Here is a 25,332-nt window from a genome sequence, read left to right as displayed (position 1 = left end):
GAGGCGATATGCCGGCGCGGCGCGGAAATCGACCCGATGAGACGAATTGGATAAATAATTTGACCAGTTGGCGACAGAGGCTTTAATCTGCGCGACATCATTCCGTTCTCCAGGCGCTTCCTTTGGGCGACATTTTCTCCAGGATCGAGCATTCGCGCACCGCCGACGAGGTGGTGCAGCAGATCGAAAGCCTAATTCTCGAAGGCGTGCTGCGCACCGGCGACCGGCTGCCGGGCGAGCGCGAGCTGGCACGCCAGTTCGATGTGTCGCGGCCCATCCTGCGCGATGCGCTGAAGGCGCTCGAAGGGCGCGGCCTGCTGTCGACCCGTCCGGGCGGCGGCACCCACGTCGCCGACATTATCGGCCAGTTGTTCACCAAGCCGGTGGCGGACCTGATCTCGACGCATCGCAAGGCGGTGGCCGACTATCTGGAATACCGCCGCGAGGTCGAAGGCATAGCCGCCGAATATGCGGCGCGGCGCGCCACACCCGAGGACCTTGCCTTGATCGACCGCATCATGGCACGCATGGACGAGGCGCATCGCACCGGCGACTTCGACGACGAGGCCGAGATCGACGTCGAATTCCATCATGCGATCTGCGAATGCGCGCACAACATCCTGCTCTTGCACACGCTGCGTTCCTGCTATCGGCTGTTGTCGGAAGGCGTGTTCCAGAACCGGCTGCTGGTGTTCACAGTGCCCGGCGCGCGCGAGGCGCTGCTGGCGCAGCACCGGGCGATCCACACCGCGGTCAAGGCCGGCGATCCGGCCGGCGCCCGCCAGGCGGCAATGGACCACATGACCTATGTCGAGCGTTCGATGGCGGAAGCCGAGCGCAGCGGCGACTGGCAACGCGTGTCGCGGCTGAGGCTGAGGCAGCGTTCGGAAGCCGGCGACAGCGAACCAGCGCGCAGGCGCTCCTAGTCAATTCGACCAAGCGGGGACCATCATGAGCGACATTCTCACCATCGCAGACCTCAAGGACCTCGCGCGCCGGCGCGTGCCCAAGATGTTCTTCGACTATGCCGACTCCGGCGCCTGGACCGAGAGCACCTACCGCGCGAACGAGGAAGACTTCCAGAAGATCAAGTTCCGCCAGCGCGTGCTGGTCGACATGAGCAACCGCTCACTGGAAACGACCATGATCGGCCAGAAAGTGTCGATGCCGGTAGCGCTGGCGCCGACCGGCCTGACCGGCATGCAGCATGCCGACGGCGAGATGCTGGCAGCGCAGGCGGCAGAGGAATTCGGCGTGCCGTTCACGCTCTCGACGATGAGCATCTGCTCGATCGAGGATGTCGCCTCCGTGACGAAGAAACCGTTCTGGTTCCAGCTCTATGTACTGCGCGACAAGGACTTCGTGCTCAATCTGATCGACAGGGCGAAGGCGGCGAAGTGCTCGGCGCTGGTGCTGACGCTCGACCTGCAGGTCCTCGGCCAGCGTCACAAGGATGTTCGCAACGGGCTTTCGGCGCCACCCAAGATGACGCTGGCCAACATAGCCAACATCGCGGTGCGGCCTGGCTGGTGGATGGGCATGGCTGGCACGAAGCGCCGTACCTTCCGCAACATCGTCGGCCATGCCAAGGGCGTCGGCGACGTGGCTTCGCTGTCGTCATGGACGACGGAGCAGTTCGATCCGCAACTGTCGTGGAAGGACGTCGCCTGGATCAAGGAGCGCTGGGGCGGCAAGCTGATCCTCAAGGGCATCCTCGACAAGGAAGACGCACTGATGGCGGCCAAGACCGGCGCCGACGCGATCATCGTTTCGAACCATGGCGGGCGGCAGCTCGACGGCGCGTCATCGTCGATCATGGTGCTGGAGGAGATCGCCGATGCGGTTGGCGACAGAATAGAAGTGCATATGGACGGCGGCATCCGCTCCGGCCAGGACGTGTTGAAAGCGCTCTGCCTGGGCGCCAAGGGCACCTATATCGGCCGGCCATTTCTTTACGGCCTGGGCGCGCTCGGCAAGGAAGGGGTTACCAAAGCGTTGGAAATCATCCGCAAGGAGATGGACATTACGCTGGCTCTGTGCGGAAAGCGTCTGGTCACCGACATGGGCAAGGACCAGCTCCGGCGCTAAGTCCGTGACATCTGACCACGGAGATATCAAGACCTTGGCGGAACCCGGCATCCATTTCCTCGACGCACACGGGCCGGACGGCGTGCGTCTCTACGCGATCGGCGACGTGCATGGCCGGCTCGACCTGCTGGCCGCCATGCACGGCCAGATCAAGGCCGAGATCGCGAAGGACCTGGTTGCGGACTGGCGCATCATCCATCTTGGCGACTATGTCGATCGCGGACCGGACTCCAAGGGCGTCATCGACTTTCTGATCGAAGCGCGCGAACGCGATCCGCGAAACATGATGCTGGTCGGCAATCACGACATCGGCTTTCTCGACTTTCTCAAGACACCCGATCCCGAAGGGCTCTTCATCCGCTTTGGCGGTATCCAGACCGCGCAATCCTATGGGGTGACGATCAGCAACGGCAACGGCGTTTGGTTCGGCAAGGCGGAATCAGCCATGCGCAAGGGCCACCAAGCCCTGCTCGAAGCCGTGCCGCAAAGCCATGTCGACTTCCTGCGATCGTTGCCGTTCTCGGTGACGTCAGGCGACTTCTTCTTCTGCCATGCCGGCATCAGGCCAGGCATTCCCCTGGACAATCAGAACCCGCAGGACCTGATCTGGATTCGCGATGTTTTCCACGACCACACCGGCCTCTTCGCCAAGGTCGTGGTGCACGGTCACACACCGGTCCCGGAGGCGGAAGTGATGGCCAACCGCGTCAATGTCGACACGCTTGCCTGGCAATCAGGCATGCTTACCGCGCTCGTCGTGGACGGCGTGGACAAACGCATCCTGGAAATGTCGATAAAAGAGCCTTGAGGGCCTCGGCGCCCGAGGGTGTGACGGATGCCCTGGCTTAGCGCAGGGAGGCGGTGACGCCGTAGCCGTCGACGGCGTTGTGGTTGTTGGCCGCATCGGCGGCATAGATACCAAGACCGCAAAGCACGATGGCGGACAACATGGCAAAGGACAGAAGCGCTGCTTTCACGGAGGTCATCTCTTGTTGAGCCTTCTGCATCTGTGCACGAGGCGGTTACCAATGCGTTGAAAAGGAAAAATCGCTTCAAAGTTTCGACGATTTCGCGCTTCTAGGCATGTTCCGTATCGATAGTGTGTCGCGCGGGTCACACAAAAGGTTCATCCCGGTTGCACAGCCGACATAGAGCGCGCGCCTTCTAGGATGGCGGCCGGACACAAGCCAAGGATGAAAAGGGGTTTTCCCGGACGGATTCATGACCGCGTGCCAATTATGTCACGCAGAACGCGAGGGATGGACGCTCAGGCTGTTTCGAAATTCGCTCTGACAGCCTCTCAGATCGTCGCTACCCAGGCACGGGCAATGGCGAGACCAGCAGCATCGGCGTCAGGGCCGTTGCGGGCCATTTCGCCATCGAGCTTGCCGGCCCAGTCGGGATGGCGCGCGGCAATGATCGGCGCGAAGGAGGAGCTCCAGTCCTTCACCATCGGCCGGTCAGCCTCGAAGTGGAACTGGAAGCCGTAGACGGCGCGGCCGAGGCGAAACGCCTGGTTTTCGGCGACATCGTTGCCGGCGAGCCGCACGGCGTTTTCGGGCAGCACGAATGTGTCGTCGTGCCACTGGAAGATCGGGAACTTTTCCGGCAGCTCAGCCAGCACCGGATCGGCCCTGGCGTCCGGCGTCAGCGACACGCCGCGCCAGCCGAATTCATTGGCGCCGCCGATGCGGTTCTCGCCGCCAAAGGCACGGGCGACGAGTTGGCCGCCGAGGCAGATGCCGAGCACGGCGCGATCCTTGCCGGCAAAATCGCGGGTCAGTTCGAGCAGCGCCGGAAAATAGGGATATTCTTCGTCGGCCAGCGCATTCTGGCCGCCGCCGAGCACCACCATGGCATCATGGCCGGTTGCGTCCTGTGGCAGCGGATCGCCCTTGTAGGGGAGGCGCACATCGAGATCGGCACCCGCTTCCGCCAATGCCGCGCCGACCTGGCCGAGCCCGGTATTGTCGTAGTTCTGGACAACCAGCACACGCATCGAAAACCCTGCTGACATGAAAAAGGTGCCGCGAGCGATATCATGACGCCGGCATTTCAGCCAAGATGCGAGCGCGCGGAGAAAACTATGCCACTGCAGAACCGGGTCGATCCGTTCGGCGCCATCCACGCCGTGCCGGAGCGCGGCCTGTTCACCGGCAATCGCGGCATCATCCACGACCCCGCGACAAAGACTCTCCTGAAAAAGCGCTGGGCGCTTCAGGCCTGGATCATCTGCGTGTGCCAATTCCGCAATGTGCGGCGCGAGCCGATGGGCCGCAACCGGGCCGGTGGCAAGGCCGGCTGGACCGAGCTGTTCTTTCTCGACGAGGTGACCGCGCTCGCCGCCGGGCATCGCCCGTGTTTCTTTTGCCAGCGCGAACGTGCCAGGGATTTTGTCGCTCGCTTCGGCCAAGCCTACGGTATTGCCGAGCCGCGCGCGCCGCAGGTCGACAAACGACTGCACAAGGAGCGGTTGGCTTCCGGCGGCAAACGGCCTGCGGTCGCAATGGACGCGCTTGCCCGCCTGCCCGACGGTGCGATGATCGCGGCTGGCGGCAGCGCGTACGCCTTGCGCCACGGCGAGGCATTGCCATGGGCTTTTGCCGGATATGCCCCGCCAACCAGCCTTGATCGGTTCGAGGACGAGACGCTTGTGCTGCTGACCCCGGAAACGACGCTTGCCGTCCTGCGCCATGGCTTTCAACCCGTGTGGCATCCTTCCGCCAAGGCTTGACGCCGGCAGCCGCCTCGCCCATTCCTCGGCCATGCGCGCCAACTACAAGATGCAACGTCTGTTCGTGCCCAATGACCTCGGACCAGACATCGAGTTCGAACCCGGCCAGCAGCAGAGCCATTATCTCCTGCATGTGCTGCGACTCGCCGAAGGCACCGAGATCCTTGTCTTCAATGGCCGCGACGGCGAGTGGTCGGCGGCGATATCAGCGAAATCAAAGCGGTCGGTGCGGCTGAAGGTACTGGCGCCGCAAAGACCGCAGCCGCCTTTGCCCGATCTCATCTATTGTTTCGCACCGCTGAAGCAGGGTCGGCTCGATTATCTCGTGCAGAAGGCGGTCGAGATGGGCGCCGGCATCTTGCAGCCGGTCATCACCCAGCACACGCAGGTGGCAAAACCGTCCATCGATCGCCTGCGTGCCAATGTCGTCGAGGCCGCCGAACAATGCGGCATCCTGGCGGTGCCGGAGGTTCGCGAGGTGGAAAAATTCGAGCGCCTGCTGACCGGGTGGGACAAGGAAAGGCGGCTGATCTTCTGCGACGAGGACGCCTCGACCAACAACCCGTTGCCTGCCTTGCAGGCGGTAAAGGAGAAGAAGCTCGCCCTGCTGGTCGGGCCCGAGGGCGGCTTTTCCGACGAGGAGCGTAAGATGTTGCGGGCGCTCCCCTTCGTGACCGCCATTCCGCTCGGGCCGCGTATCCTGCGCGCCGACACGGCGGCCGTGGCGGCGCTTGCGGCGATGCAGGCAACAATCGGCGACTGGTAGGACGTTGTCTCTCGCAAGAGGTGCTTGCGGGCAGTGGCCTTCAATTCCTCTTGACCTGTGGCTCAGGATTTTTCGCTTGATCGGCTACTGACATTTCGTCCATTTAGCGCCGGCGGTGGTCCAACCGCCTTTGAGGGCTTGACAATGGCGCGCGACACAACCGATTTCCGGCCCATCGAAGGCGTAGACGAGCTTGTCGAGCATCTGGCCGAAGGCAACAAGCCGCGCGAAAAATGGCGCATCGGCACCGAGCACGAAAAATTCCCGTTCTATGTCGATGGCAACGCACCGGTGCCTTACGGCGGCGAGCGCGGCATCCGCGCCATCCTAGAAGGCATGCAGAACAAGCTGGGCTGGGATCCGATCATGGATGCCGGCCGCATCATCGGTCTGGTCGAGCCGACCGGCCAGGGCGCGATTTCGCTTGAGCCCGGCGGACAATTCGAGCTCTCCGGCGCGCCGCTGGAGTCCATCCACCAGACCTGCCGCGAAGGCAATGCCCACCTGGCGCAGGTGCGCGAGATCGCCGAGCCGATGGGCATCCGCTTCCTTGGCCTCGGCGGCAGCCCGAAATGGTCGCTGGCCGAGACGCCGAAAATGCCGAAGTCGCGCTATGAGATCATGACGCGCTACATGCCCAAGGTCGGCACCAAGGGCCTCGACATGATGTACCGCACCTGCACGATCCAGGTGAACCTCGACTTCGAGAGCGAGACCGATATGCGGCGCAAGATGCAGGTGTCGCTGAAATTGCAGCCGCTGTCGACGGCGCTGTTCGCCAACTCGCCCTTCACCGACAGCCGGCCGAACGGGCTGCAGAGCTGGCGCGGCGACATCTGGCGCGACACCGACAACCAGCGCTCCGGCCTGCTCGAATTCTGCTTCTCGCCGGATTTCGGCTTTGCCGACTATGTCGAATGGGCGCTCGACGTGCCGATGTATTTCGTCATCCGTGACGGCCACTATCACGACATGACGCACATCACCTTCCGCCAGTTCATGGCCGGGGCCGCGCGTAACGAAGTGCCGGACGGCCTGCCGACGATGGGCGACTGGGCGAACCATCTGTCGACTTTGTTCCCCGACGTTCGGCTGAAGCGTTTCCTGGAAATGCGCGGCGCCGATGGCGGTCCCTGGCGGCGTATCTGCGCGCTGCCGGCCTTCTGGGTCGGGCTGCTTTATGACGAGGCGGCGCTCGACGCGGCCGAGGCGTTGACGTCGAGCTGGACCTACAAGGAAGTGCTGGCCATGCGCAACGCCGTGCCGGAGCTCGGTATTTCCGCGCCCTTCCGCAACACCACGCTGCGCGAGGTCGCGCGCGACGTCATGGCCATTTCGCGCACCGGGCTGAAGAACCGCGGCAAGAAGAATCGCGACGGCTACGACGAAACCTCGTTCCTCAACACGCTCGACGAAGTTGTGGCGCGCGGCACCACCAGCGCCGAGGAGATGCTGTCGGCCTATCACACGCGCTGGGGCGGCTCGATCGAGCCGGTATTCATGGAATATGCCTATTAACCGCGGGCGATGGCCACGGCAAAAGTAGCTTCAATCGGGCATTGAAACGAATTAGGCTCTCTTTCGAGGATTTCCCGGAGGAGAAGCCGATGCCCACCTTGTTCGACATGCTGACGCAGGCCCAGAACGGCAATGGCATGCAGGCGCTTGCCCAGCAATACGGGCTTTCGATGCAGCAGACACAGGCGGCGGTCGCCGCACTGTTGCCGGCCTTTTCACAAGGGTTGCAGCGCAACACCGCCGATCCCTATGGGCTCGGCGCCTTCATGACGGCGATGGCAAGCGGCCAGCACGCCAAGTATTTCGAGGACGCGACACGCGCCTTCTCCCCGCAAGGCGTCGATGAAGGCAACGGCATTCTGGGACATCTGTTCGGTTCGAAGGACCTGTCGCGCGCAGTGGCCAGCCAGGCGGCGCAGGCAAGCGGCGTCAGCCAGCAGGTCCTGCAGCAGATGCTGCCCGCGATCGCCTCGATGGTAATGGGCGGACTGTTCAAGCAGACGACAAACCAGTTGACAGGCGGCCAGACGCAGGCTGCGGGAGGCTTCGGCGGCGGCAACAATCCACTGGGCGAAATCATCGAGCAGATGATGCGGCAGGGCGGCATGCAGGCACCGGCGCCACAACAGCGCCAGGCACCGCCGCCTCAGATGGACAACCCGCTCGGCAAGGTCTTGCAGGACATGTTCGGCGGCGGCTCAGCGCAACCACAAAGCCAGCCGCAGCCGGCACCCAATCCCTATGGCGATAATCCGCTCGGCAAGGTGCTGCAGGATATGTTCGGTGGCGGCGCGCCGCAGCAACCACAAGGTCGACCCCAGCCACAGCAGACACAGAGCCCCTACGGCGACAACCCGCTGGGGAAAATCTTCGAGGAGATGCTGCGGCAAGGCGGCGGCTTCGGTGGCATGCCGGGCGGGCAGCCGACGCCGCAACCTCAGGCACCGCAACCGCAGCCGCGCCAGGCCCCACAGCCGCAGGCCAATCCAAGCGGCCGGCCAAGGAACCCGTTCGACGACATTTTCGGCAAGATGTTCGAAACCGGCGCCCAGCAGCGCGACGACTACCAGAAGGGCGTGGAAACGATCTTCGACCAGTTCAAGCGCGACATGGACCGGCGGTAGCAGTTCAAACGTCCGAGACAAATCCATGAGCAAACGGCTGGAGCAGATGCGCCGCAATATCCGGAAACTCGTAACATTCATCGACGAGGCAAAGAGACATGACGGACAGACTTGAATATCCGGTCATCATCGCGCCGCTTGCGATCGAGGACGGAGGTGGGTTTTCAGCCCTTGTACCAGATCTTCCTGGTTGCATGAGCGACGGTGAGACTCCCGAAGAGGCCATCGCAAATGTTCAAGACGCCATAGCGTCCTGGATAGAGGCCGCGCATGATCTCGGCAGATCGATACCAAAACCATCGCGAAAGCTGGCATTCGCCTGAGCAAAAAGAAAAGCCCGGTCCTTGGGAGGACCGGGCAGCGTGCAGGCAGGCCGGCGGGGGACCGGCAGGGAGTGGGGAGCCTGCATGAACCTTGGTCGCGCTGAGCCGCAAAAGGTTCAACGGGACCGAAACTCAGCAATCAGGCCACCTTGCGGGCGATGTCCTCGATCGTTTCAACGCGATCGCTGGCGATCTCACGCAGGATCGCCGTCGGGTCGCGGCCAAACGGCACGTCGATTGCGACATGCAGGTCGGCGCGCGTCAGGCCGATATCGGCGAGCTCGGCATCCGACATCTCGCCAAGGCGGTAGAAGGCGCGGCGATTTTTCCAGGCGCGGTAGGCGTTGGAGACGGTGTTGGCCACGCGCGTCGCTACGGCCGGACGCGAAGTGATGCGCGAGGTTTCGGCGGCGAAATCGATCGTGGTCATGTCGGTCTCCTTCAGACTCGAACGGACGAAACCCGACGATCGGCGCTGATGACAGCGGCCGTTCCGGCTTCGATTCACATGCCTTCATGTGGACAATGCCAATTTGCCATCGACCGATTGATTAATCCAACGAATGTTTCTAATCTTTGGCATCAACACTAGTGATGGATCACGTCGATGAAAGCGCCGCTCGATCTCGATCAATTGCAGACCTTCATCTCGATCGCCGATACCGGCAGCTTCACCCGTGCAGCGGAAGAAGTGCACCGCACCCAGTCGGCGGTGTCGATGCAGATGCGCCGGCTGGAGGAACGGATCGGCAAGCCCCTGTTCGAGAAAGAGGGGCGCAGCAACAGGCTGACCGAGGAAGGCGACAAGCTGCTCTCCTACGCAAGACGGCTGCTCTATCTCAACCGCGAGACGCTCGCCGCTTTCGATGACCAGCGGCTCGAAGGCACGATCCGCATCGGCACGCCGGACGACTATGCCGACCGTTTCCTGCCAGAGATCATGGCACGCTTCACCCGCTCCAATCCGCGCGTCGAACTGACCGTCATCTGCGAGCCGACGCCGGGGTTGGTCGAGCACATCAAGCGCGGCAATCTCGACCTGGCGCTGGTGACGCACAATGATGTGCGCGGCCAATCGGAGGTGGTGCGGCGCGAACCGCTGCTGTGGGTCTCCTCGGCCAACCATGCGACACATGAACAGGAGACGCTGCCGATGGCCTTCGGCCGGCCAAACTGCATCTGGCGGCGCGCCGCCGTCGACGTGCTGGACCAGCAGAACCGCGACTACCGCATCCTGTTCACCAGTTTCTCGGCAACCGTGATCACCGCGGCCGTGCTTTCGGGCCTAGCGATTTCGGTGCTGCCGGAATGCGCGCTCAGGCCCGGCATGAGGGTGCTGGGCGAAGCCGACGGCTTCGGCGCCCTGCCCGACTGCCGCATCGGCATCATGCGCGGCCAGACCTCGCGGCCGGAGATCGTCGATGCGCTTGCCCGCCACATCTCGGAAAGCCTGGACAACATCTCGATCCCGCTCGGCGAGGACACGGGAACGTTCGACTTCGCGGCCCTCGCCTTCGCCAAGATGAAGCGGAGCAAGGCAAACCAGATCGTGCCCGGCTGGTAGGATGCGGGTCATGAATATCGGGACTGACATGGCCGCCTTGACGTCGGCGCTCAACCAGCCCCCAATCACCGGATGAGCGAAGCAGCATCCGAATCACGCACCAACGCCACCGAATACACGGTGAGCGAGATTTCGGGCGCGCTGAAGCGCACGGTCGAGGACGTCTTCGGCAATGTGCGGGTGCGCGGCGAAATCTCGGGCTATCGTGGGCCGCATTCCTCCGGCCATGCCTATTTCGCGCTGAAGGACGACCGCGCCCGGCTCGACGCCGTGGTGTGGAAAGGCACGATGAGCCGGCTGAAATTCCGTCCCGAAGAGGGGATGGAGGTGATCGCCACCGGCAAGCTCACCACCTATCCCGGCAAGTCCAACTACCAGATCGTCATCGACAATCTGGAGCCGGCAGGCGCCGGGGCGCTGATGGCCCTGCTGGAGGAGCGCAAGCGCCGGCTGCAGGCGGAAGGGCTTTTCGATGCCGGCCGCAAGCGCCGGCTGCCGTTCATGCCGTGCACCATCGGCGTCGTCACATCGCCGACCGGGTCCGTCATCCGCGACATCATCCACCGCATCAAGGACCGCTTTCCGCTGCATGTACTGGTCTGGCCGGTGCGCGTGCAGGGCGACACGGCGAGTGCGGAAGTGACCAATGCCGTCACCGGTTTCAACGCACTGGTGTGGGACAGCCCCATCCAGCGCCCCGATCTGCTGATCGTCGCGCGCGGCGGCGGCAGCCTGGAAGATCTATGGGGCTTCAACGACGAGGCGCTCGCCCGCGCAGTCGCCGCCTCCGACATTCCGGTGATTTCGGCCGTAGGGCATGAAACCGACTGGACGCTGATCGACCTTGTCGCGGATGTGCGGGCGCCGACACCGACGGGCGCGGCCGAAATCGCCGTGCCGGTGAAGGCTGAGCTCGAAGCGACGCTGGCCAGCCTCGGCGCACGGCTCAAGGCCGCGGTGCTGCGCAATTTCGAACGCAAGCGTCAGGCAGCCCGTGCGGCGGCGCGTGCGCTGCCCTCGCCCGACCAATTGCTGGCGTTGCCGCGCCGGCGCCTGGACGAAGCGACATCGAGGCTCGGTCGTGGCCTGATGGTTTCCACCGAGCGCAAGCGGGCACGATTCTTCGCCGTAAAGTTGACGCCGGCAATGCTGTCGCAGCGGATTGCCGAGGCGCGGCGCACCAACGACCGTAATCTTTTGCGCGCGCAAGGTGCGCTGCGCACCCTGGCGAGAAGCCGGCGCGCGGAGCTCAACCGTGCCGCGGACCAGTTGCCAAAATGCGCCAAGGCGTCGTTGCTGAGGCACAGACAGCAACTGGCTTTGCTGCAGGGCCGCATCACGATCGAGCCGACAGCCCGGCGGCAACGTGTGCAAAGGGATATGCTGTCGGCTTTGACGAGACGCGGCGGTCAGGCGATGCTGCTCAGGCTGGAGCGGTTGCGCGGCCGCATCATCCAGGCCGACCGGCTGATGGCGACGCTTTCGCACAAGGCCGTCCTGGCGCGCGGCTTCGCGCTGGTTAAGGATGCCGACGGCGCCGTCATCAAGCAGGCCGCCGACGTGGCGTCTGGGATGGCGCTTTCGCTGGAATTCGCGGACGGTACGGCGGATGCGGTGGCAACCAGCGGCGCGGCGCGGCCAAAGCCCGCTGCCGGGCCGGCTGGAAAGGCCCCAGTTGCCAAGGCTAAAGAACCCGGCAATCAGGGATCCTTGTTCTAAGAGCATGACCGACAATCCGCACCATCTGGCAACGCCGTCCGGCAAGCCGCGCGCGCGAAGCTTCAATATCGGCTTCGACGGAACGCCTGGGCCGTTCAACGCGATCACCGACGTGCCTGGCGTCGCGGTCGGCTATGCGACGCTGATATCGGGCGATGGTCCGCTTGTCGTCGGCAAGGGACCGGTGCGCACCGGTGTCACCGCGATCCTGCCCAAGCCGCGCGACGAACTGGCGACGCCAGTCTTCGCCGGCATCTTCAGCCAGAACGGCAATGGCGAACTGACCGGCTCGCACATCATCGAGGAAACCGGCGCCTTCAACTTCCCGATCACCATCACCAACACGCATTCCTGCGGGGTTTCGCGTGACGGCACGCTGCGCTGGATGAACCAAGTGCTGCCGGCGGCCGTCGACAGCGCCTGGGGTTTGCCCGTGGCAGCGGAGACCTATGACGGGTTTCTCAACGACATCAACGGCCACCATCTGACATCGGAGCATGTCGCCGACGCCCTTGACAGCGCCGCCAGCGGTTCGATCGAGGAAGGCAGCGTCGGCGGCGGCACCGGCATGATTACTTTCGGCTTCAAGGCCGGATCCGGCACGGCCTCGCGCATCGTCACATGGCAAGGGCGCACCTACACGATCGGCGCCTTCGTGCAGTCGAATTTCGGCAAGCGGCACAATTTCACCATTCGTGGCCTGCGCGCCGGTTCCGAACTCACCGAACCGGCGATCCGCGAAACCACGTCGCGCGCGGAAAAGGGCTCAATCATCGCCGTCGTCGCGACCGACGCGCCTTTCCTGCCGCACCAGATGAAGCGGCTGGCCCGCCGCGTGCCGCTCGGCGTCGCCATGACCGGCGGCTTCGGCTATCACAGTTCGGGCGACATTTTTGTCGCCTTATCGACCGCAAATCCTGCTGCGGCGCTGGGGCTGACTGGCCGCATCGCCAGCGCCGATTTCATTCCCGATGTGGACATCGACCCGTTCTTCGATGCCGTGATCCAGACGGTGGAGGAATCGATCCTCAACGCTCTTGTCGCCAATCACGACATGACCGGTCGCGATGGCAATTTCGTGCCTGCCCTGCCGAAAGCGTGGCTCAAGGAAAAATTTGGCTGAGAAGGTACCAAAGACGAAAACGCGGGCCGAAGCCCGCGCATTCAGACGGGGTTGTCCCTGAAAATCTATTCCGCGGCCTTGCTGGAAGCCTGCTGGCTTTCATCAGCCTCGGCCGCTTCCTCCAGCCGGGAAGCGATGAGTTCCTGGATGTCGCCGACTTCCTCCTGGATGTCCTCCAGCGGTATGCCGACCTCGGCCGCCTTGGCGGCGCATTCCCTGGCCAGTGTCTCGGCCTGCTTCTCGATCCTGGCCGGGGACTGGCAATGGACCTTTTCGCCGATCCATCCCCGCAAGAATTCGATCGCGTGTTCACTCATACTGCTATTCCCTTGCGGCAAAGCCGGTTGGTAATCCTAAACGTCTGCATCCCGTAAAGGATGCATGTTCCCATTCGAGCCGAGTCGCGGCCGGACGGCAAGCCGAAGCCGTCCAGGGTCCACAGAGCCGAAGGAATTCGAGGGGTGAAGAACATTTTCTGTTTCTGAAGGACTGTACCGTTGGCGGGATCTGCCCGCTCCAAGCAATTGCTTCTACCTTTACGGCTTCCAGTCCGTTTCGTATCTCAATGGCTGTCGCTACCGCCGCCTTATGACGTTGCGCTTCAAGGCGCGAGCCATCGAAGCCGCCGCTATATAGTGATATCCATACACTATGTCGACTCTCCTCAAGGCCCGTGCACAGGAGCCATGCAAAAGTCGCATGGATCGCTGATCCGGTCAGAAGTTTTCGACCCACGGCCTGAGTTCCATTTCCCAGGTCCAGGCGCTGCGGTGCTGGCGGTGGATGGCGAGATAGGCCTCGGCGATCGCATCCGGCGATAGCCGCCGATCCTGCGGTTCGGACTCCTGTCCGGACGCGGCCGAGGCAATGGCGCCGTCGATGATGAAATGCGCGACGTGGATGTTCTTGGGCGCCAGTTCACGGGCCATGGACTGCGCCAGCCCGCGCAATCCGAATTTCGGCATCGCAAAGCCGGCGGAGCCGGCGAACCCCTTCACGCTTGCCGTCGCTCCGGTGAAGAAGATCGAGCCCGCCCCTTGAGCGATCAGCCGGCGGGCCGCCTGCTGGCCGACCAGGAACCCACCATAGGCCCCGACAAGCAGCGCCTGACGAACCGCCTCGGGATCGAGTTCGGCCAGCGGACCGCGGGCGCGGCCGCCGGCGTTGAAAACCACCAGGGAAAGCGGGCCAGCTTTGTCGGCGACATCGAACAGACGCTCCACCGACGTGGCATCGGAGACATCCGTTGCCACGGCTTGCGCGCCGGTTTGCGCCTGCAATGCATCGAGCTTCTCGATATCTCGGGCGGCCAGGACGATTTGGAACCCTTCCCTGGCGAGAAGACGCGCGAGCGAGGCGCTCAAGCCGGATCCCGCCCCGGCAATGACGGCGACATTGGATGTCATGAGACCTCTCCTTCTTCCACCAATTGCAATGGCTGGCAGATGTTGAACTCTGCCGGATCAGCGCCGCACCGGCAACGCGCACGGCGGAAAGAAAAATGGCCGGGCGCGAAAACGGCCCGGCCAAAAGAAGGTCATAACCTTCAGAGGGGAACACCGTTCAGCGAAATGGGAGGAAAACACCGAACGGATTTGTCATTCTGAACCGATCCTTGCACGGGCACGACAAATGATTTTCTAAAATCGGTCCGAACTACGAAAAATTCTGTTCGTTCTTGTATCAGCTGGCTCAACCCGCCCCGGTTTCCGGCTGAAGCATGTCCGCGTAATGGCGGCGCGCGACGTCAGGGTGCGAGCGCAGCCGGCTTTTCAGCACATTGGTTCCGACATCGCGAAACAAAGCATTGTCCGGATCGCTGGCCGGCCCGCGCGCCTGCGCCGCCAATTCCTCCGGCAATTCGAGCAACGGTATCGTCGCATCGAGCTTGGCGCTGAAGAAGAACGGCACCGAAATGCGCTCGATGCCGGCGGGCGGCATCACGACGCGATGCACGGTCGCGCGCAAATAGCCGTTCGAGGCCAGTTCGAGCAATTCACCGATGTTGACGACGAGCGTGCCGGGAATGGGGTCCACATCCACCCAGCTGCCATCATAGTCGACCTGGAGCCCCTTGTTGTCATCCTGGAGCAGCAGCGTCAGGAAACCGCCATCCTTGTGCGCGCCGACACCTTGGTCGCCGCCGGTCGCCTCGCGGCCGGGGTAGCGCACGATCTTCATGCGATGGTTTGGCGAGTCTCGATAGATCGGGTCGAAGGCATCCTCGGGTTGCTCGAGCGACAGCGCGAAAGCTTTCAGCAGCCGGATCGCCACCGCTGTTGCCTTGGCCTGCCAGGCAAGCAGCGCGGGTTTGAGCTCCGGCAACGCAGCGGGCCACTGGTTCGGCCCCTGCAGCCGCGTCCAGGCGGGAATTCCCGGCCCTTGCGCTATCGGTTGGCGCTCGACGCCGATGTCGAGCTGTTCGCGCCAATCGGCCTTGCCCTTGGTCAGCTCGCCGCCGGCGCGCGTATAGCCGCGGAACTGCGAGGACTTGACCATCTCGATCGCGAGCTTGTCGGCCTCGGCCAAGGCAAAGAAGCGGCGCGATGCGGTGAGCACCTCGCTGATCTCCGCCCACGAGATGCCATGCCCAGCCAGATAGAAAAAGCCGATGTCGCGCGAGGCGGAACGCAGATCCGCCAGAAACGTTCGACGTTCCGATGCGCCTTGTTCAAAGCGGCTCAGATCAAGCACGGGTACTATTCTGGGCATATCAGGCTCCTTTCCTGGTTTTCTGCGGATGTTTGCCCATCCGCGAACCAGGACTGTTGGACTTGCGTGCACTCTCGGCGGTCACAACGCCAGCAATGCCGGCAAGTCTCATCGACTCCAGATTGCCAAGAAAGAAACGATCGGCCCTTCGAAGCCGCCGCGACGAACAATTTTTCCACGCGCGCCGGCAAAGCTGACAATGGCCGCGATCATTCAGCAGGATGCGGACCGCCGCAACTGCGCACGGCCTCTGCCCTATTGGGCTGCCCTGAGCAGCATGCCGAAGAGGTCGCGTGGCTTGTCGGGATCGGCCAGCATGTCGAGCTCCCACGACAACGGCGTCTATCGCGGCTATGAGCTGGGTGCGGCCTTCAGCTATGTCGGGCTGAAGGCCAACGTGCTCGAATTCATCCCGCCACTGACGCCGACCGAAGATGAAGTGGCCGAGGACATTGATATCGTCGACCAAGCCATTGCCGACGTGAATGCCGGCAAGGTGTGGGATGCGGATGTCGCGTCGTTCATGATGTGGTGAAGGAGCCTCGGCTCACACCAGCCACTCCTTGATCGCCGGGCGGGCGAGCACCGCGCGCATGCGGTCCTCGGCATCGGTGACCGCCAGCGCCATCGGCGCGCGGGTCGGGCCGCAATCGACGCCGATAACGCGGAAGGCCGCCTTCATGCCCGGCAGCACGCCGGTCTCCAGCAGTGCCTCGACGAAGTCCTGCGACACCATCTGCAGCGCCTTCGCCCGTGAAAGATCGCCAGCGCGGACCGCCTGGTCGATCGCCACGTAGAGCCTGCCAAGCAGATTGTAGGTTGTGCCGATGCCGCCATCGGTGCCGAGCATGCCGGCGGCGGCATAGATCTCATCGAAGCCGTAGTAGAAGAGCTTTTGCGGCTGCCGCTTGCGCAGCAGGGAATATTTGAACAGGTCGGTGGAGGTGAACTTGATGCCGACGACATTTTTGAGGTCGAGCAGCCGAACCAGCAGGGGAAGCGGCAGCGGCCGGCCGGTGCGCAAGGGTATCTCATAGACAATAAGCGGCAGGTCCGTCGCCGCCGCCAGTGCCTGGTAATAGCCGAAGACTTCCTCGTCGGAGAACGGGTAGGAATGCGGCGGCAGCGCCGACAGGGCGTCATAGCCAAGCTTCTGCGCCTGCCGCGCCAGACGGATGGAATCGCGCACGTTCGGCATGCCGACATGGGCGATCAGCTTGACGCCCCTTGAGGTCGCGCTGGCGAAGACCATCTCTTGCTGCGCCGACAATTCGTCCACCGTCAGCAAACCGGATTCGCCGCTGCTGCCACCGACATAGAGACCGGCCAGACCCTGGCGCAGCACATAGTCGTTAATGTTGCGCTGGCGTTGCGGATCGAACTCGCCGGCATCGCTCAGTCCGGTCATCAGGGCGGCATACATGCCCGCCAATTGCTTGGTCATTGGGATCCTCGGTTTTCCAGATTTGTCATGATGTGGCTTCGCCAGCGTGGTGGCAGGCGACGAGATGCTGGCCGGTGACGGCGGAGCCGAAATCGCGCTGTGCCGGATCGACCTTGGTGCAGATCTCGGTCGCCAGGGGGCAGCGCGGATGGAAATGGCAGCCGGGCGGCGGCTTCGACGGATCGGGTACGCCACCGCCAAGCACGATGCGCCGGCGCGTTCCGCCCGCCTTGGGGTCTGGCACCGGAATCGCCGACAACAGCGCACGCGTATAGGGATGCAATGGTGCGCCGAACACCGCCGGCGTGGCGCCGATCTCGACGATGCGGCCGAGATACATCACCGCGACGCGGTCGCTGAGATAGCGGATCATCGACAGATCGTGACCGACGAACAGATAGGTCAAGCCGAGGCGCGCCTTGAGGTCGTCGAGCAGATTGACGATCTGCGCCTGGATCGAGACGTCGAGCGCCGAGATCGGCTCGTCGGCAATGATGAATTTCGGATTGGCCGCCAACGCGCGGGCAATGCCGACGCGCTGGCGCTGGCCGCCGGAGAGCTCGAACGGATAGCGGTTTCGCAGCGCTTCCCGGAGACCCACCAGCGCCAACAATTCGCTGACGCGCACGTCACGCGAGGCGCGGGTGCCGATCTTCTGCGCACGCAGCCCTTCGCCGATGATGCGGCCGACGGTCATGCGCGGGTTGAGTGAGCCGAACGGGTTCTGGAACACCATCTGCATGTCGCGGCGGCGCTGCTTCAGCTCTTCGCCTGTCGCGCCCGCATAGTCCCTGCCTTCGAACACGATGCTGCCGGCGCTTGGGCGCTCCAGGCCGAGCACGGCGCGGCCGGTCGTCGACTTGCCGCAGCCGCTTTCGCCGACCAGCGCCAGCGTCTCGCCGCGCATCACCTCGAAGCTGACGCCGTCGACCGCATGCACCGCGCCGACCTGCCGTCGCAGGACTCCGCGCCGGATCGGGAAATGCACTTTGAGGTCCGTGACCGTGAGCAACGGTTCCTGGGCAGCTGCGACAGCCGGCTTCGCGCCTGATGCGACCGCCAGAGAGCGCGGCAGATGGTCGACCTCGCGCCACCGCCAGCAGGCCGTGGTGTGGCCGGCGGCAACCAGTTCCAGCGGCGGCTTCTGCTCGCGACAGCGCGCTTCGGCATAGTCGCAGCGCGGCGCGAAGGCACAGAAGGTCGGCGCCAGTGTGACATTGGGCGGCGCGCCCTTGATCGGCACCAGCCTGGTGTTTGCCGCCGTCAGCGAGGGGATCGAGTTGAGCAGGCCGATCGTATAGGGATGCTTGGTTGCCGAAAACAAATCGTCGACCGGGGCGCTTTCAACGATCGAGCCGGCATACATCACCGCGACGCGATCGACGAAGCCGGCGACCAGGCTGAGGTCGTGGCTGATCCAGATGATCGCCATGCCGAGCTGCTTTTGCAGGCGCACGACCAGTTCGACGATCTGCGCCTGGATGGTGACGTCGAGCGCCGTCGTCGGCTCGTCGGCGATCAGGATCGACGGCTTGCACACCAGCGCCATGGCGATGCCTATGCGCTGCAACTGGCCGCCCGAGAACTGATGCGGAAAGGCGCGCATGCGCTGCGGCGCGTTGGCGATGCCGACCAGCGCCAGCATGTCGAGCGCCTCGCGTTCGGCCTCGGCCTCGCTGAGGCCCTGGTGCTCGCGAAGCGCCTCGGTCAGTTGCAGGCCGATGGTCAGCACCGGGTTCAGCGACGACATCGGATCCTGGAAGATCATGGCGATGTCGCGGCCGCGTATCCGGCGCAGTTCGCTGTCGGGTATGGCCAGCAGATCGCGGCCACGAAACAGCGCTCGGCCCGCGGTGACGCGGCCGGGCGGCTTGCGGATCAGGCCCATCAGCGTCTGCACGGTGACCGACTTGCCGGAGCCGCTCTCGCCGACGATCGCCAAAGACTCGCCCTCGGCAAGCTCGAAGGAGACGTCGTTGACGGCATAGACGGAGTTGCCGTGGGGGCCGAACTCGACGCTCAGCCCCTGTATGGAAAGCACCGCCTGCTGCCCGATCCCCTTCGCGGCAGTGTCGACGGCAAGCTTGTCGGCGCTCATCATTTGCCGCCCATGATGTGCTGCGGATCGAGCGCATCGCGCAGGCCGTCGCCGACGAAGTTGATGCTGAGCACTGCTATGGCGATCATCGCGCCGGGCGGGATCCACATCCAGGGCTGGCTCTCCAGGATCGACAGCGTGCGCGCGTCGCGCAGCATGTTGCCCCAGCTGGCGGCCGGCGCCTGCGCGCCAAGACCGAGGAAGGAGAGCGAAGCTTCGAGCAGGATGACGGTCGCGACGTCGAGGGTGATCGCCACCAGGATTGGGCTCAGCACGTTGGGCAGGATGTGTTCGAGGATGATGATCGAGGGCGAGGTGCCGAGCGAGCGCGCGGCCAGGATGAACTCCTGATTGCGCAAGGCCAGGATCTCGCCGCGTGTCAGGCGGGCTATGGAGGGCCAGCTCAGCAGTCCGATCACGACCATGGTGTTGAAGATGCTGGGCCCGACGACCGCGACGAAAGCGATGATGATGACCAGCCGCGGGAAGGTCAGCACCATGTCGATCAGGCCCATCAGCAAGAGGTCGACCTTGCCGCCGAAATAGCCGGCGACGCAGCCGATGAAGATGCCGATCGCGGCCGAGATCGCTACGGCGACGAAGCCGACCGTCAGCGAGATGCGGCCGCCATGGAGGATGCGGGCGAAGATGTCGCGACCGGTGCCGTCCGTGCCCAGCCAGTGCATGCCGCCGGGCGGCTGGTTGCGCCCCCTGAGGTCGATGTCGTTGGGTCCGTAATGGGCGATCAGCGGCGCCAGCACACAGGCGAGCACGATGATGGCAAGCATGATCAGGCCGAGCGTGGCCAGACGGTGGTTGAGGAAGCGGCGCGCCGCCTCGCCCCACAGGCCGCGCGAGGCGCCGGCAGCGATCGTCATGTCGGCGGCGGTGGCGTCAGTCATAGCTTACCCTGGGGTCGAGCACGCTGTAGGCAAGGTCGGTGGCGAGATTGGCCAGCATGACGATGATGGCGGTGATCAGCACATAGCCCATGATCACGGGGCTATCCCTGTTCACCACGGAATCGATGAACATCAGGCCGATGCCGGGCCACTGGAAGATGGTCTCGATCACCACCGAGCCACCGAACAGTGTCGGCAGTGCGAGGCCGAAGACGGTGACCAGCGGGATCAGCGCGTTGCGCAGGCCGTGGCGCAGCGTGATGGTGCGGGGCTTGAGCCCCTTGGCCCTGGCGGTGCGCATATAGCTCTGGTTCAGCACTTCGAGCATGCCGGCGCGGGCATAGCGCATGAAGATCGCGGCGCGGAACAAGGCAAGTGCTGCCGCCGGCAAGATCAGGTGCCTGAGATTGTCGAGGAGCGAGAAGTTTTCACCAGCCGTGGAAATGCCCGACGACGGCAGCCAGCGCAGCTCCAGCGCAAAGACGTAGACGAGCAAAAGTCCCATGAAGAAGTCCGGGATCGAGACGCCGACAAAGCCGGCAAGCGTCAGCGAATAGTCGGTGAGCTTGTATTGCCTGAGCGCCGAGATCACGCCAAGCGTGGTGCCGATGACGAAAGCGACGAGCAGTGCGACACCCATCAGCTCCAGCGTCATCGGCAACCGCTCGACGATGATGTCGCCGACACCGCGGCCATTGACGAAGGAGCGGCCGAGATTGCCGTGCAGGATCTGGCCGATCCAGTTGAGGTACTGGATATAGACCGGCTGGTCGAGGCCGAGTTCGCCGCGCCGCATGGCGATCAGCTCCTCGCTCGATGGCGCCTCCGCCGTGATCATCGCCAGCACCGCGTCGCCGGGCATGGCATGCGCGATGGCAAAGACGATCACGGTAACGCCGAACAGCACCGGGATGCTGAGCAAAAGTTTTCGCAGGAGATAGCTGAGCACCGGCCTCTCCTAGGGCTGAAGGCGGTTCTGAGACAATGGATCGTGAGGCTCGCTCAGAGCCCCACGACCGGCAGGGATATCCGCGGCTATTTCGCCACCTCCCACTTCTCGACTTCGTTGTAGACCGGGTGATTGAAGATCACGAGCGGCTGTTCCTTGAAGTGCTGCGCCAGGCCGACGATCCGGTTGTTGAAGGCCAGCGGCCGCACCTCGTTCCAAAGCCAGGCCTTGGGCAGGTCCTGATTGAGGATGCGCGAGGCCTCCTGATAGCTCGCGGCGCGCGTGGCGCGGTCGTTGGATTCAAGCCCCTTGTTGAAGAGTTCGTCGACCTTGGGGTTGCAGTAGCCCATGGCGAGCGGCTTGGCGCCGCAGACGACCAGAGGCGAGCCGAGCGAGGGATCGAGGCCCATGCCTTGCGCGAAGAAGCCCATCTGGAAGCTGCCGTCGGCATAGATCTGGTTGATCGCCGCCGGATCGAGCAGGCGCGGCTGGATGTTGACGCCGACGGCGGCCAGATAACTCTGGATGGCGGTGACGGTGTCGACGTTCATCTGGTCGGAATAATAGTAGATGAAGTCGACCGGCTGGCTCGCATCCCAGCCCGCGTCGGTGAGCAGCTGCTTGGCCTTGTCGGGATTGTAGTCGTAGGGTTCGAGGTCCTTGGCGCGCGCCCAGTCCTGCGGGAACAGCGTGTTCAGGAGTTCACCGGCGCCCTGCTTGACGGTCTCGATGATCGCCTTGCGGTCGATGGCATAGAGCATCGCCTGGCGCACGCGCACATCGGCGAAGCGCTTGTTCTCCAGGTTGAATTGCAGATAGGTCGGCAGGCCGGCGGAGAATTTCGGCAGCACGGTCAGATAGTCGAGCTTCTGCAGGCGGGGCAGTTCGGCGATCGGCACGCCGCCGCCCTCATAGGACATGGCGTCGATCTCCTGCGTCTCCAGCGCGGCGATGATCGGCGGCACATCCTTGTAGATCTGGTAGATGATGCGGTCGAGCTTGGGCGCGCCAAGGAAATAGTCGGGATTGCGGTCGACCTCGACATACTGGTCGCTCTCATACTTCTTCCAGATGAACGGGCCGGTGCCGACCCGGTTGACCCAGAAGGCATTGCCCTTGATGTCGGCGGGCGCGACCTTGCCCAGTATGTGCTCGGGAAAGATGCTGATGGCGATCAGCTGCAGCTCGACCCAGAGCGGCTTGGCGCTGTCGAGTTCGATCTGCACGGTCGCGTCGTCCACCGCCTTCACCCCGGCAAGCGAGGTGGCCGAGCCATCCTGGAAGGCCTTGTAGCCGGCCACGGCGGAAAGCTTCTGCGCCCAAGGCGAGCCGACCTTCGGGTTAGCGTAGAGGTTGAGGCTGAACACCACGTCCTTGGCGGTGAAAGGCGTGCCGTCATGCCATTTGACGCCATGGCGCAGGCTGAAGACATAGGTCTTGCCGCCGTCGGGCGTCTTCCAGCTTTCGGCCAGCATCGGCTGCACGCCGTCGCCCGTCCACTTTATGTGGACGAGGCCCTGCAGCACGGTCTCGTCGAGCCGATGGCCGCAGGTGGTGTGCAGCGTGCCCATCTCGATACAGCCGGTGCGCATGGCCGAGCGGAACGTGCCGCCTCCTTCGGCCTTCGCAGCGCCTGCGGCAAGCATGAGCGCCAGGGCCGGCAAAAGGCTGATCAGAAATCGTCTCATGGAATTCTCCTCCCTTCGATTGTGTCGGCCGGTCGCGGCTGACGTCGGAGCGCGCGTTCTCGCGGTCGCCTGGTCGCGGTTTCGCGTCCAGTCGCTCATTGGCAAGTAGCGACCTCCTCCTACCCTCGGTCGCACCGCGCCTCAGCGATCCACAGCTCCTTGCCTGTGCTCGCTTGCAGCGACTGGTCTAATAGCTTAAAAGGTAGACCATGCACAATATGCCGGTCCGAAAAAAATTGTCCGACGAGGTCCGTCTCCGCCTGGAGGCGATGATCAGGGATGAAGTTTATCCGGTCGGCGCTTCGCTGCCGTCCGAGCGCGAACTGATGTCGATGTTCGATGTCGGGCGCCCCTCGGTACGCGAGGCGCTGTTTGCGCTGGAGAAGATGGGCCTTGTGCGCATCAACAGCGGCGAGCGGCCCAAGGTGACGCGGCCGACGCCGAAGAACATGCTGGAGCAGCTGACAGGCACCGCACACCTTTTGATGGACCAGCCCGACGGCATCGGCCATTTCGAACAACTGCGGCTGTTCCTCGAAGTCTCGATCGCGCGCCATGCCGCCGAGATGGCGACGCAAGCGCAGATCGATGCTCTGGCCGCCGCACTGGCCGAAAACGAACGCGCCATTTCACGCGCCCGCGCCTTTGCCGTCACTGACGTCGCCTTTCACCGCGTGCTGACCGCGATCCCCGGGAATCCGATTTTTCTCGCCGCGCACGAAGCGCTGGTGGAGTGGCTGATCAACCAGCGCATCCACATGGCCAACACCGAGCTGGAAAACCGCATCAGTTTCGCCGGGCACAAGGCAGTCTTCGAAGCCATCGAGCGGCACGATCCGGAAGCCGCCGGCCAAGCGATGCGCGAGCATCTGGAAAACGCCCGGCGCAAGTTCAATCCCCGCCAGGCGAAACCAGATTAGCCTCTCGTCGAACCCGTACACCGGACGAGATCTAAAGCGATGGTCCCATCTGGATCGGGCTGCCGTCGCTGAACCGGGATTGGCGGAACCTATGAAGGTTATGTCCGGTCTCGTTGCCCTGGATCAAGTCGGACAGGACGCGGCCCATGCCAGGGCCTATGCCAAAGCCGTGGCCGCTCATCCCTGTCGCGATGACGAGACCCGGAACGGCAGCCGTACGATCCACGACAGGCACGACATCCGGCATCGCATCGATCATGCCGGCCCAGCTTGCCCTGAGCGGTACCGCCTCGAATTGTGGGAAAAGCTCCTTGAACCCTCGATCGATGGCGCGAAGCGCCTTGGCCTCCGGGGCAGGATTGAGAACGCGCATCCTTTCGAACGGGCTTTCCTTGTCCGCATCCCATTTGCGTGGGGTAGACCAGCTGTCCGGATATGCACGAGGCGCCGCCGGCAGGTAGCGCGTGCCGAAAGGATTTGCCTTCAGGGCGGGCAGGTATTTCGGTGCGTGACGCAATGCATCCGGCCCGACATAGAGCAGGTGGCTGCCTCCCGCCGCCAGCGTGTATCCGCCGTCCTTTCTGCGCCGGAAGGCGATGCGTTCGTCCGCTGCGGCGCCCGCATGGATTTCCGGCATCGGCGCGGTCGCGGCGACGGTCGTGCGGACACTGAGCTGCGGGATCGAGACGCCGTGCGCGCGCAGGAACAGCGACGTCCAGGCGCCGCTGGCGACAAGCACGTTCGATGTGGCGATGCGGCCTTGTTCGGTCCAGACACCGCTGATGCGCCCCGCGGAGATATCGAGCATGCGTGCCGCACAGTTCTCGATGATGGTGACGCCCTGGCGAGCGGCCAGGCGGGCAAACGCCGGCACCGCGACCCAGGGCTCGGCACGCATGTCCGATGGAGTGGTCATGGCGCCCTTGAAGGGGCGCGACATGGCCGGGATCAGCTTGGCGGTCTCACCCCGGTCGAGGAGACGCGTGTCGACGCCATGGGCCTCGGCGATCCTCAGGAACTTGGCGAAATCGGCCATCTCCTTGTCGGTCCGCGCCAGATAGGTCACGCCGGTCTGCGTCAAGCCTATGTCCTCGCCGCACTCCTCGGCCAGTTGGCGCCAGAGACGCTGCGCTTCGATGACGATGGGCAGTTCGTCCGCGTCGCGGCCCTGCTGGCGGATCCAACCCCAGTTGCGCGAGGACTGCTCCGCGGCGATGCGTCCCTTCTCCAGCAAAGTCACCGGTATGTTGCGCCGGGCCAGGAACAAGGCCGCGGTCACGCCGATGATGCCACCGCCGACAATGACCACATCCGACGTCTTCGGCAGCGGCGCCTGAAACTGGATCGGACTGGCTTCGGTGAAAGGGAAGATCGTCAAAGGATTGTCCTTTTCCATAAGCGTGGCCCCGCGCCGATGGCTGGTTCCGGTGGCGCGAGGTCGCGAGCTTCCATGGGAAACTGACCAGGCGTGAAGTGCGTCGACGAGCACTACACGACCAGTCGCGAAAATTTGCGTGCCAGCTCAATGAAATTGTTGACCACCCGTCTAGGTCGCTTCTCGTCGCCGCAGCCAGCCCCTGGCCTCATCGACTATCGGGATAATTAGGCTCGGGGATGCCGGACAGGGTCAGCCTCGGTGTGACCTGTCGCGACATTCCAG

25 protein-coding genes are annotated in these 25,332 nt (G+C 63.8%); 13 read left to right on the top strand and 12 right to left on the bottom strand.

Annotated features, from left to right (window positions below):
* The first annotated feature begins 122 nt into the window (after positions 1-122).
* From O7A70_RS05985 to O7A70_RS05975, 3 genes are read left to right on the top strand one after another with little or no spacing between them, the layout of a single operon-like run.
* Positions 123-926 carry a FadR/GntR family transcriptional regulator gene (locus tag O7A70_RS05985; protein ID WP_337139568.1) on the top strand — a complete coding sequence of 268 codons (804 nt, stop codon included), beginning with the start codon at positions 123-125 and terminating at the stop codon, positions 924-926.
* 25 nt (positions 927-951) lie between these two features.
* Positions 952-2,088 carry an alpha-hydroxy acid oxidase gene (locus O7A70_RS05980; RefSeq protein WP_140770396.1) on the top strand — a complete coding sequence of 379 codons (1,137 nt, stop codon included), beginning with the start codon at positions 952-954 and terminating at the stop codon, positions 2,086-2,088.
* A 34-nt stretch (positions 2,089-2,122) separates the two neighbouring features.
* Positions 2,123-2,896 (top strand): metallophosphoesterase, encoded by a 774-nt coding sequence (locus tag O7A70_RS05975; protein ID WP_337139688.1) that lies wholly within the window; start codon positions 2,123-2,125, stop codon positions 2,894-2,896.
* 37 nt (positions 2,897-2,933) lie between these two features.
* On the opposite strand, the gene O7A70_RS05970 is transcribed toward O7A70_RS05975, so the two are convergent.
* Positions 2,934-3,065 (bottom strand): hypothetical protein, encoded by a 132-nt coding sequence (locus O7A70_RS05970; RefSeq protein WP_013893872.1) that lies wholly within the window; start codon positions 3,063-3,065, stop codon positions 2,934-2,936.
* A gap of 323 nt (positions 3,066-3,388) precedes the next feature.
* Positions 3,389-4,087 (bottom strand): type 1 glutamine amidotransferase, encoded by a 699-nt coding sequence (locus tag O7A70_RS05965; protein ID WP_337139567.1) that lies wholly within the window; start codon positions 4,085-4,087, stop codon positions 3,389-3,391.
* Between the two features lie 87 nt (positions 4,088-4,174).
* Here O7A70_RS05965 and O7A70_RS05960 point away from each other — a divergent pair, with 87 nt between their 5' ends.
* The 5 genes from O7A70_RS05960 (at position 4,175) to O7A70_RS05940 (ending at position 8,553) form a co-directional block, all read left to right on the top strand.
* Positions 4,175-4,822 (top strand): hypothetical protein, encoded by a 648-nt coding sequence (locus tag O7A70_RS05960; protein ID WP_027146165.1) that lies wholly within the window; start codon positions 4,175-4,177, stop codon positions 4,820-4,822.
* 31 nt (positions 4,823-4,853) lie between these two features.
* A complete protein-coding gene (locus tag O7A70_RS05955) occupies positions 4,854-5,588 on the top strand; it encodes a 16S rRNA (uracil(1498)-N(3))-methyltransferase (RefSeq protein ID WP_337139687.1) in 735 nt (244 codons plus the stop codon).
* A 144-nt stretch (positions 5,589-5,732) separates the two neighbouring features.
* On the top strand, positions 5,733-7,106 hold the full coding sequence (locus tag O7A70_RS05950; protein WP_337139566.1) for a glutamate--cysteine ligase: 1,374 nt from the start codon (positions 5,733-5,735) through the stop codon (positions 7,104-7,106).
* Between the two features lie 89 nt (positions 7,107-7,195).
* A complete protein-coding gene (locus O7A70_RS05945) occupies positions 7,196-8,230 on the top strand; it encodes a DUF937 domain-containing protein (RefSeq protein ID WP_337139565.1) in 1,035 nt (344 codons plus the stop codon).
* Positions 8,231-8,328: 98 nt separating this feature from the next.
* Positions 8,329-8,553 carry a type II toxin-antitoxin system HicB family antitoxin gene (locus O7A70_RS05940; RefSeq protein WP_337129660.1) on the top strand — a complete coding sequence of 75 codons (225 nt, stop codon included), beginning with the start codon at positions 8,329-8,331 and terminating at the stop codon, positions 8,551-8,553.
* Positions 8,554-8,692: 139 nt separating this feature from the next.
* Here the strand turns inward: O7A70_RS05940 and O7A70_RS05935 are convergent, their stop codons facing one another.
* Positions 8,693-8,983, bottom strand: coding sequence for a DUF1127 domain-containing protein (locus O7A70_RS05935; protein WP_337139564.1), 291 nt, complete (start codon positions 8,981-8,983; stop codon positions 8,693-8,695).
* 177 nt (positions 8,984-9,160) lie between these two features.
* Here O7A70_RS05935 and O7A70_RS05930 point away from each other — a divergent pair, with 177 nt between their 5' ends.
* From O7A70_RS05930 to O7A70_RS05920, 3 genes are all read left to right on the top strand, one after another.
* Positions 9,161-10,117: a LysR substrate-binding domain-containing protein gene (locus O7A70_RS05930; RefSeq protein WP_337107339.1), complete on the top strand. Its 957-nt coding sequence runs from the start codon at positions 9,161-9,163 to the stop codon at positions 10,115-10,117.
* A gap of 72 nt (positions 10,118-10,189) precedes the next feature.
* Positions 10,190-11,836, top strand: coding sequence for an exodeoxyribonuclease VII large subunit (xseA, locus tag O7A70_RS05925; protein ID WP_337139563.1), 1,647 nt, complete (start codon positions 10,190-10,192; stop codon positions 11,834-11,836).
* Between the two features lie 4 nt (positions 11,837-11,840).
* A complete protein-coding gene (locus O7A70_RS05920) occupies positions 11,841-12,959 on the top strand; it encodes a DmpA family aminopeptidase (RefSeq protein ID WP_337139562.1) in 1,119 nt (372 codons plus the stop codon).
* 65 nt (positions 12,960-13,024) lie between these two features.
* Here O7A70_RS05920 and O7A70_RS05915 read toward each other — a convergent pair whose 3' ends face one another.
* The 3 genes from O7A70_RS05915 to O7A70_RS05905 all read right to left on the bottom strand — a co-directional run bounded on the left by O7A70_RS05915 (position 13,025) and on the right by O7A70_RS05905 (position 15,671).
* A complete protein-coding gene (locus O7A70_RS05915) occupies positions 13,025-13,276 on the bottom strand; it encodes a DUF768 domain-containing protein (RefSeq protein WP_027146174.1) in 252 nt (83 codons plus the stop codon).
* 399 nt (positions 13,277-13,675) lie between these two features.
* Positions 13,676-14,365: an SDR family NAD(P)-dependent oxidoreductase gene (locus tag O7A70_RS05910; RefSeq protein ID WP_337139561.1), complete on the bottom strand. Its 690-nt coding sequence runs from the start codon at positions 14,363-14,365 to the stop codon at positions 13,676-13,678.
* 286 nt (positions 14,366-14,651) lie between these two features.
* The gene (locus O7A70_RS05905) at positions 14,652-15,671 is read right to left on the bottom strand and encodes an isopenicillin N synthase family dioxygenase (protein WP_337139560.1); all 1,020 of its coding nucleotides are present in this window, start codon (positions 15,669-15,671) and stop codon (positions 14,652-14,654) included.
* A 199-nt stretch (positions 15,672-15,870) separates the two neighbouring features.
* Here O7A70_RS05905 and O7A70_RS05900 point away from each other — a divergent pair, with 199 nt between their 5' ends.
* Entirely contained in the window at positions 15,871-16,206 is a 336-nt protein-coding gene (locus tag O7A70_RS05900; protein ID WP_337139559.1) for a hypothetical protein, read from the top strand.
* Positions 16,207-16,218: 12 nt separating this feature from the next.
* On the opposite strand, the gene O7A70_RS05895 is transcribed toward O7A70_RS05900, so the two are convergent.
* The 5 genes from O7A70_RS05895 to O7A70_RS05875 form a co-directional block, all read right to left on the bottom strand.
* Complete coding sequence (locus O7A70_RS05895) at positions 16,219-17,115, bottom strand: dihydrodipicolinate synthase family protein (protein ID WP_337139558.1); 897 nt, start codon at positions 17,113-17,115, stop codon at positions 16,219-16,221.
* A 25-nt stretch (positions 17,116-17,140) separates the two neighbouring features.
* The gene (locus O7A70_RS05890) at positions 17,141-19,213 is read right to left on the bottom strand and encodes an ABC transporter ATP-binding protein (RefSeq protein WP_337139557.1); all 2,073 of its coding nucleotides are present in this window, start codon (positions 19,211-19,213) and stop codon (positions 17,141-17,143) included.
* Positions 19,213-20,115: an oligopeptide ABC transporter permease gene (opp4C, locus tag O7A70_RS05885; protein WP_337139556.1), complete on the bottom strand. Its 903-nt coding sequence runs from the start codon at positions 20,113-20,115 to the stop codon at positions 19,213-19,215. Before opp4C ends, O7A70_RS05890 begins: the two co-directional genes overlap by 1 nt.
* On the bottom strand, positions 20,108-21,064 hold the full coding sequence (locus O7A70_RS05880; protein WP_337139554.1) for an ABC transporter permease: 957 nt from the start codon (positions 21,062-21,064) through the stop codon (positions 20,108-20,110). Before O7A70_RS05880 ends, opp4C begins: the two co-directional genes overlap by 8 nt.
* Before the next feature lie 86 nt (positions 21,065-21,150).
* Positions 21,151-22,752, bottom strand: a complete 1,602-nt coding sequence (locus O7A70_RS05875; RefSeq protein WP_337139552.1) for an ABC transporter substrate-binding protein — start codon at positions 22,750-22,752, stop codon at positions 21,151-21,153.
* A 209-nt stretch (positions 22,753-22,961) separates the two neighbouring features.
* Here O7A70_RS05875 and nanR point away from each other — a divergent pair, with 209 nt between their 5' ends.
* Complete coding sequence (gene nanR, locus O7A70_RS05870) at positions 22,962-23,672, top strand: transcriptional regulator NanR (protein ID WP_140713473.1); 711 nt, start codon at positions 22,962-22,964, stop codon at positions 23,670-23,672.
* A gap of 31 nt (positions 23,673-23,703) precedes the next feature.
* On the opposite strand, the gene O7A70_RS05865 is transcribed toward nanR, so the two are convergent.
* The gene (locus O7A70_RS05865) at positions 23,704-25,050 is read right to left on the bottom strand and encodes an NAD(P)/FAD-dependent oxidoreductase (RefSeq protein ID WP_337139549.1); all 1,347 of its coding nucleotides are present in this window, start codon (positions 25,048-25,050) and stop codon (positions 23,704-23,706) included.
* Positions 25,051-25,332 lie beyond the last annotated feature (282 nt).

Origin of the sequence: Mesorhizobium sp. Cs1299R1N1 (assembly GCF_037179655.1) — a bacterium.
Classification (GTDB): Bacteria; Pseudomonadota; Alphaproteobacteria; order Rhizobiales; family Rhizobiaceae; genus Mesorhizobium; species Mesorhizobium salmacidum.
Note: the sequence above shows the minus strand (reverse complement) of the source record. Positions and strands in the feature narration are given on the sequence as shown.

Excerpts from the sequence above, each read along its gene's own strand:
- O7A70_RS05950 (WP_337139566.1), top strand. The coding sequence starts at position 5,733 with ATGGCGCGCGACACAACCGATTTCCGGCCCATCGAAGGCGTAGACGAG.
- O7A70_RS05930 (WP_337107339.1), top strand. The coding sequence starts at position 9,161 with ATGAAAGCGCCGCTCGATCTCGATCAATTGCAGACCTTCATCTCGATC.
- O7A70_RS05915 (WP_027146174.1), bottom strand. The coding sequence starts at position 13,276 with ATGAGTGAACACGCGATCGAATTCTTGCGGGGATGGATCGGCGAAAAG.
- O7A70_RS05965 (WP_337139567.1), bottom strand. The coding sequence starts at position 4,087 with ATGCGTGTGCTGGTTGTCCAGAACTACGACAATACCGGGCTCGGCCAG.
- xseA (WP_337139563.1), top strand. The coding sequence starts at position 10,190 with ATGAGCGAAGCAGCATCCGAATCACGCACCAACGCCACCGAATACACG.
- O7A70_RS05940 (WP_337129660.1), top strand. The coding sequence starts at position 8,329 with ATGACGGACAGACTTGAATATCCGGTCATCATCGCGCCGCTTGCGATC.
- O7A70_RS05900 (WP_337139559.1), top strand. The coding sequence starts at position 15,871 with ATGGCCGCGATCATTCAGCAGGATGCGGACCGCCGCAACTGCGCACGG.
- opp4C (WP_337139556.1), bottom strand. The coding sequence starts at position 20,115 with ATGACTGACGCCACCGCCGCCGACATGACGATCGCTGCCGGCGCCTCG.
- O7A70_RS05905 (WP_337139560.1), bottom strand. The coding sequence starts at position 15,671 with ATGCCCAGAATAGTACCCGTGCTTGATCTGAGCCGCTTTGAACAAGGC.
- O7A70_RS05955 (WP_337139687.1), top strand. The coding sequence starts at position 4,854 with ATGCGCGCCAACTACAAGATGCAACGTCTGTTCGTGCCCAATGACCTC.
- O7A70_RS05895 (WP_337139558.1), bottom strand. The coding sequence starts at position 17,115 with ATGACCAAGCAATTGGCGGGCATGTATGCCGCCCTGATGACCGGACTG.
- O7A70_RS05920 (WP_337139562.1), top strand. The coding sequence starts at position 11,841 with ATGACCGACAATCCGCACCATCTGGCAACGCCGTCCGGCAAGCCGCGC.
- O7A70_RS05875 (WP_337139552.1), bottom strand. The coding sequence starts at position 22,752 with ATGAGACGATTTCTGATCAGCCTTTTGCCGGCCCTGGCGCTCATGCTT.
- O7A70_RS05960 (WP_027146165.1), top strand. The coding sequence starts at position 4,175 with ATGCCACTGCAGAACCGGGTCGATCCGTTCGGCGCCATCCACGCCGTG.
- O7A70_RS05945 (WP_337139565.1), top strand. The coding sequence starts at position 7,196 with ATGCCCACCTTGTTCGACATGCTGACGCAGGCCCAGAACGGCAATGGC.
- nanR (WP_140713473.1), top strand. The coding sequence starts at position 22,962 with ATGCACAATATGCCGGTCCGAAAAAAATTGTCCGACGAGGTCCGTCTC.
- O7A70_RS05910 (WP_337139561.1), bottom strand. The coding sequence starts at position 14,365 with ATGACATCCAATGTCGCCGTCATTGCCGGGGCGGGATCCGGCTTGAGC.
- O7A70_RS05980 (WP_140770396.1), top strand. The coding sequence starts at position 952 with ATGAGCGACATTCTCACCATCGCAGACCTCAAGGACCTCGCGCGCCGG.
- O7A70_RS05935 (WP_337139564.1), bottom strand. The coding sequence starts at position 8,983 with ATGACCACGATCGATTTCGCCGCCGAAACCTCGCGCATCACTTCGCGT.
- O7A70_RS05890 (WP_337139557.1), bottom strand. The coding sequence starts at position 19,213 with ATGAGCGCCGACAAGCTTGCCGTCGACACTGCCGCGAAGGGGATCGGG.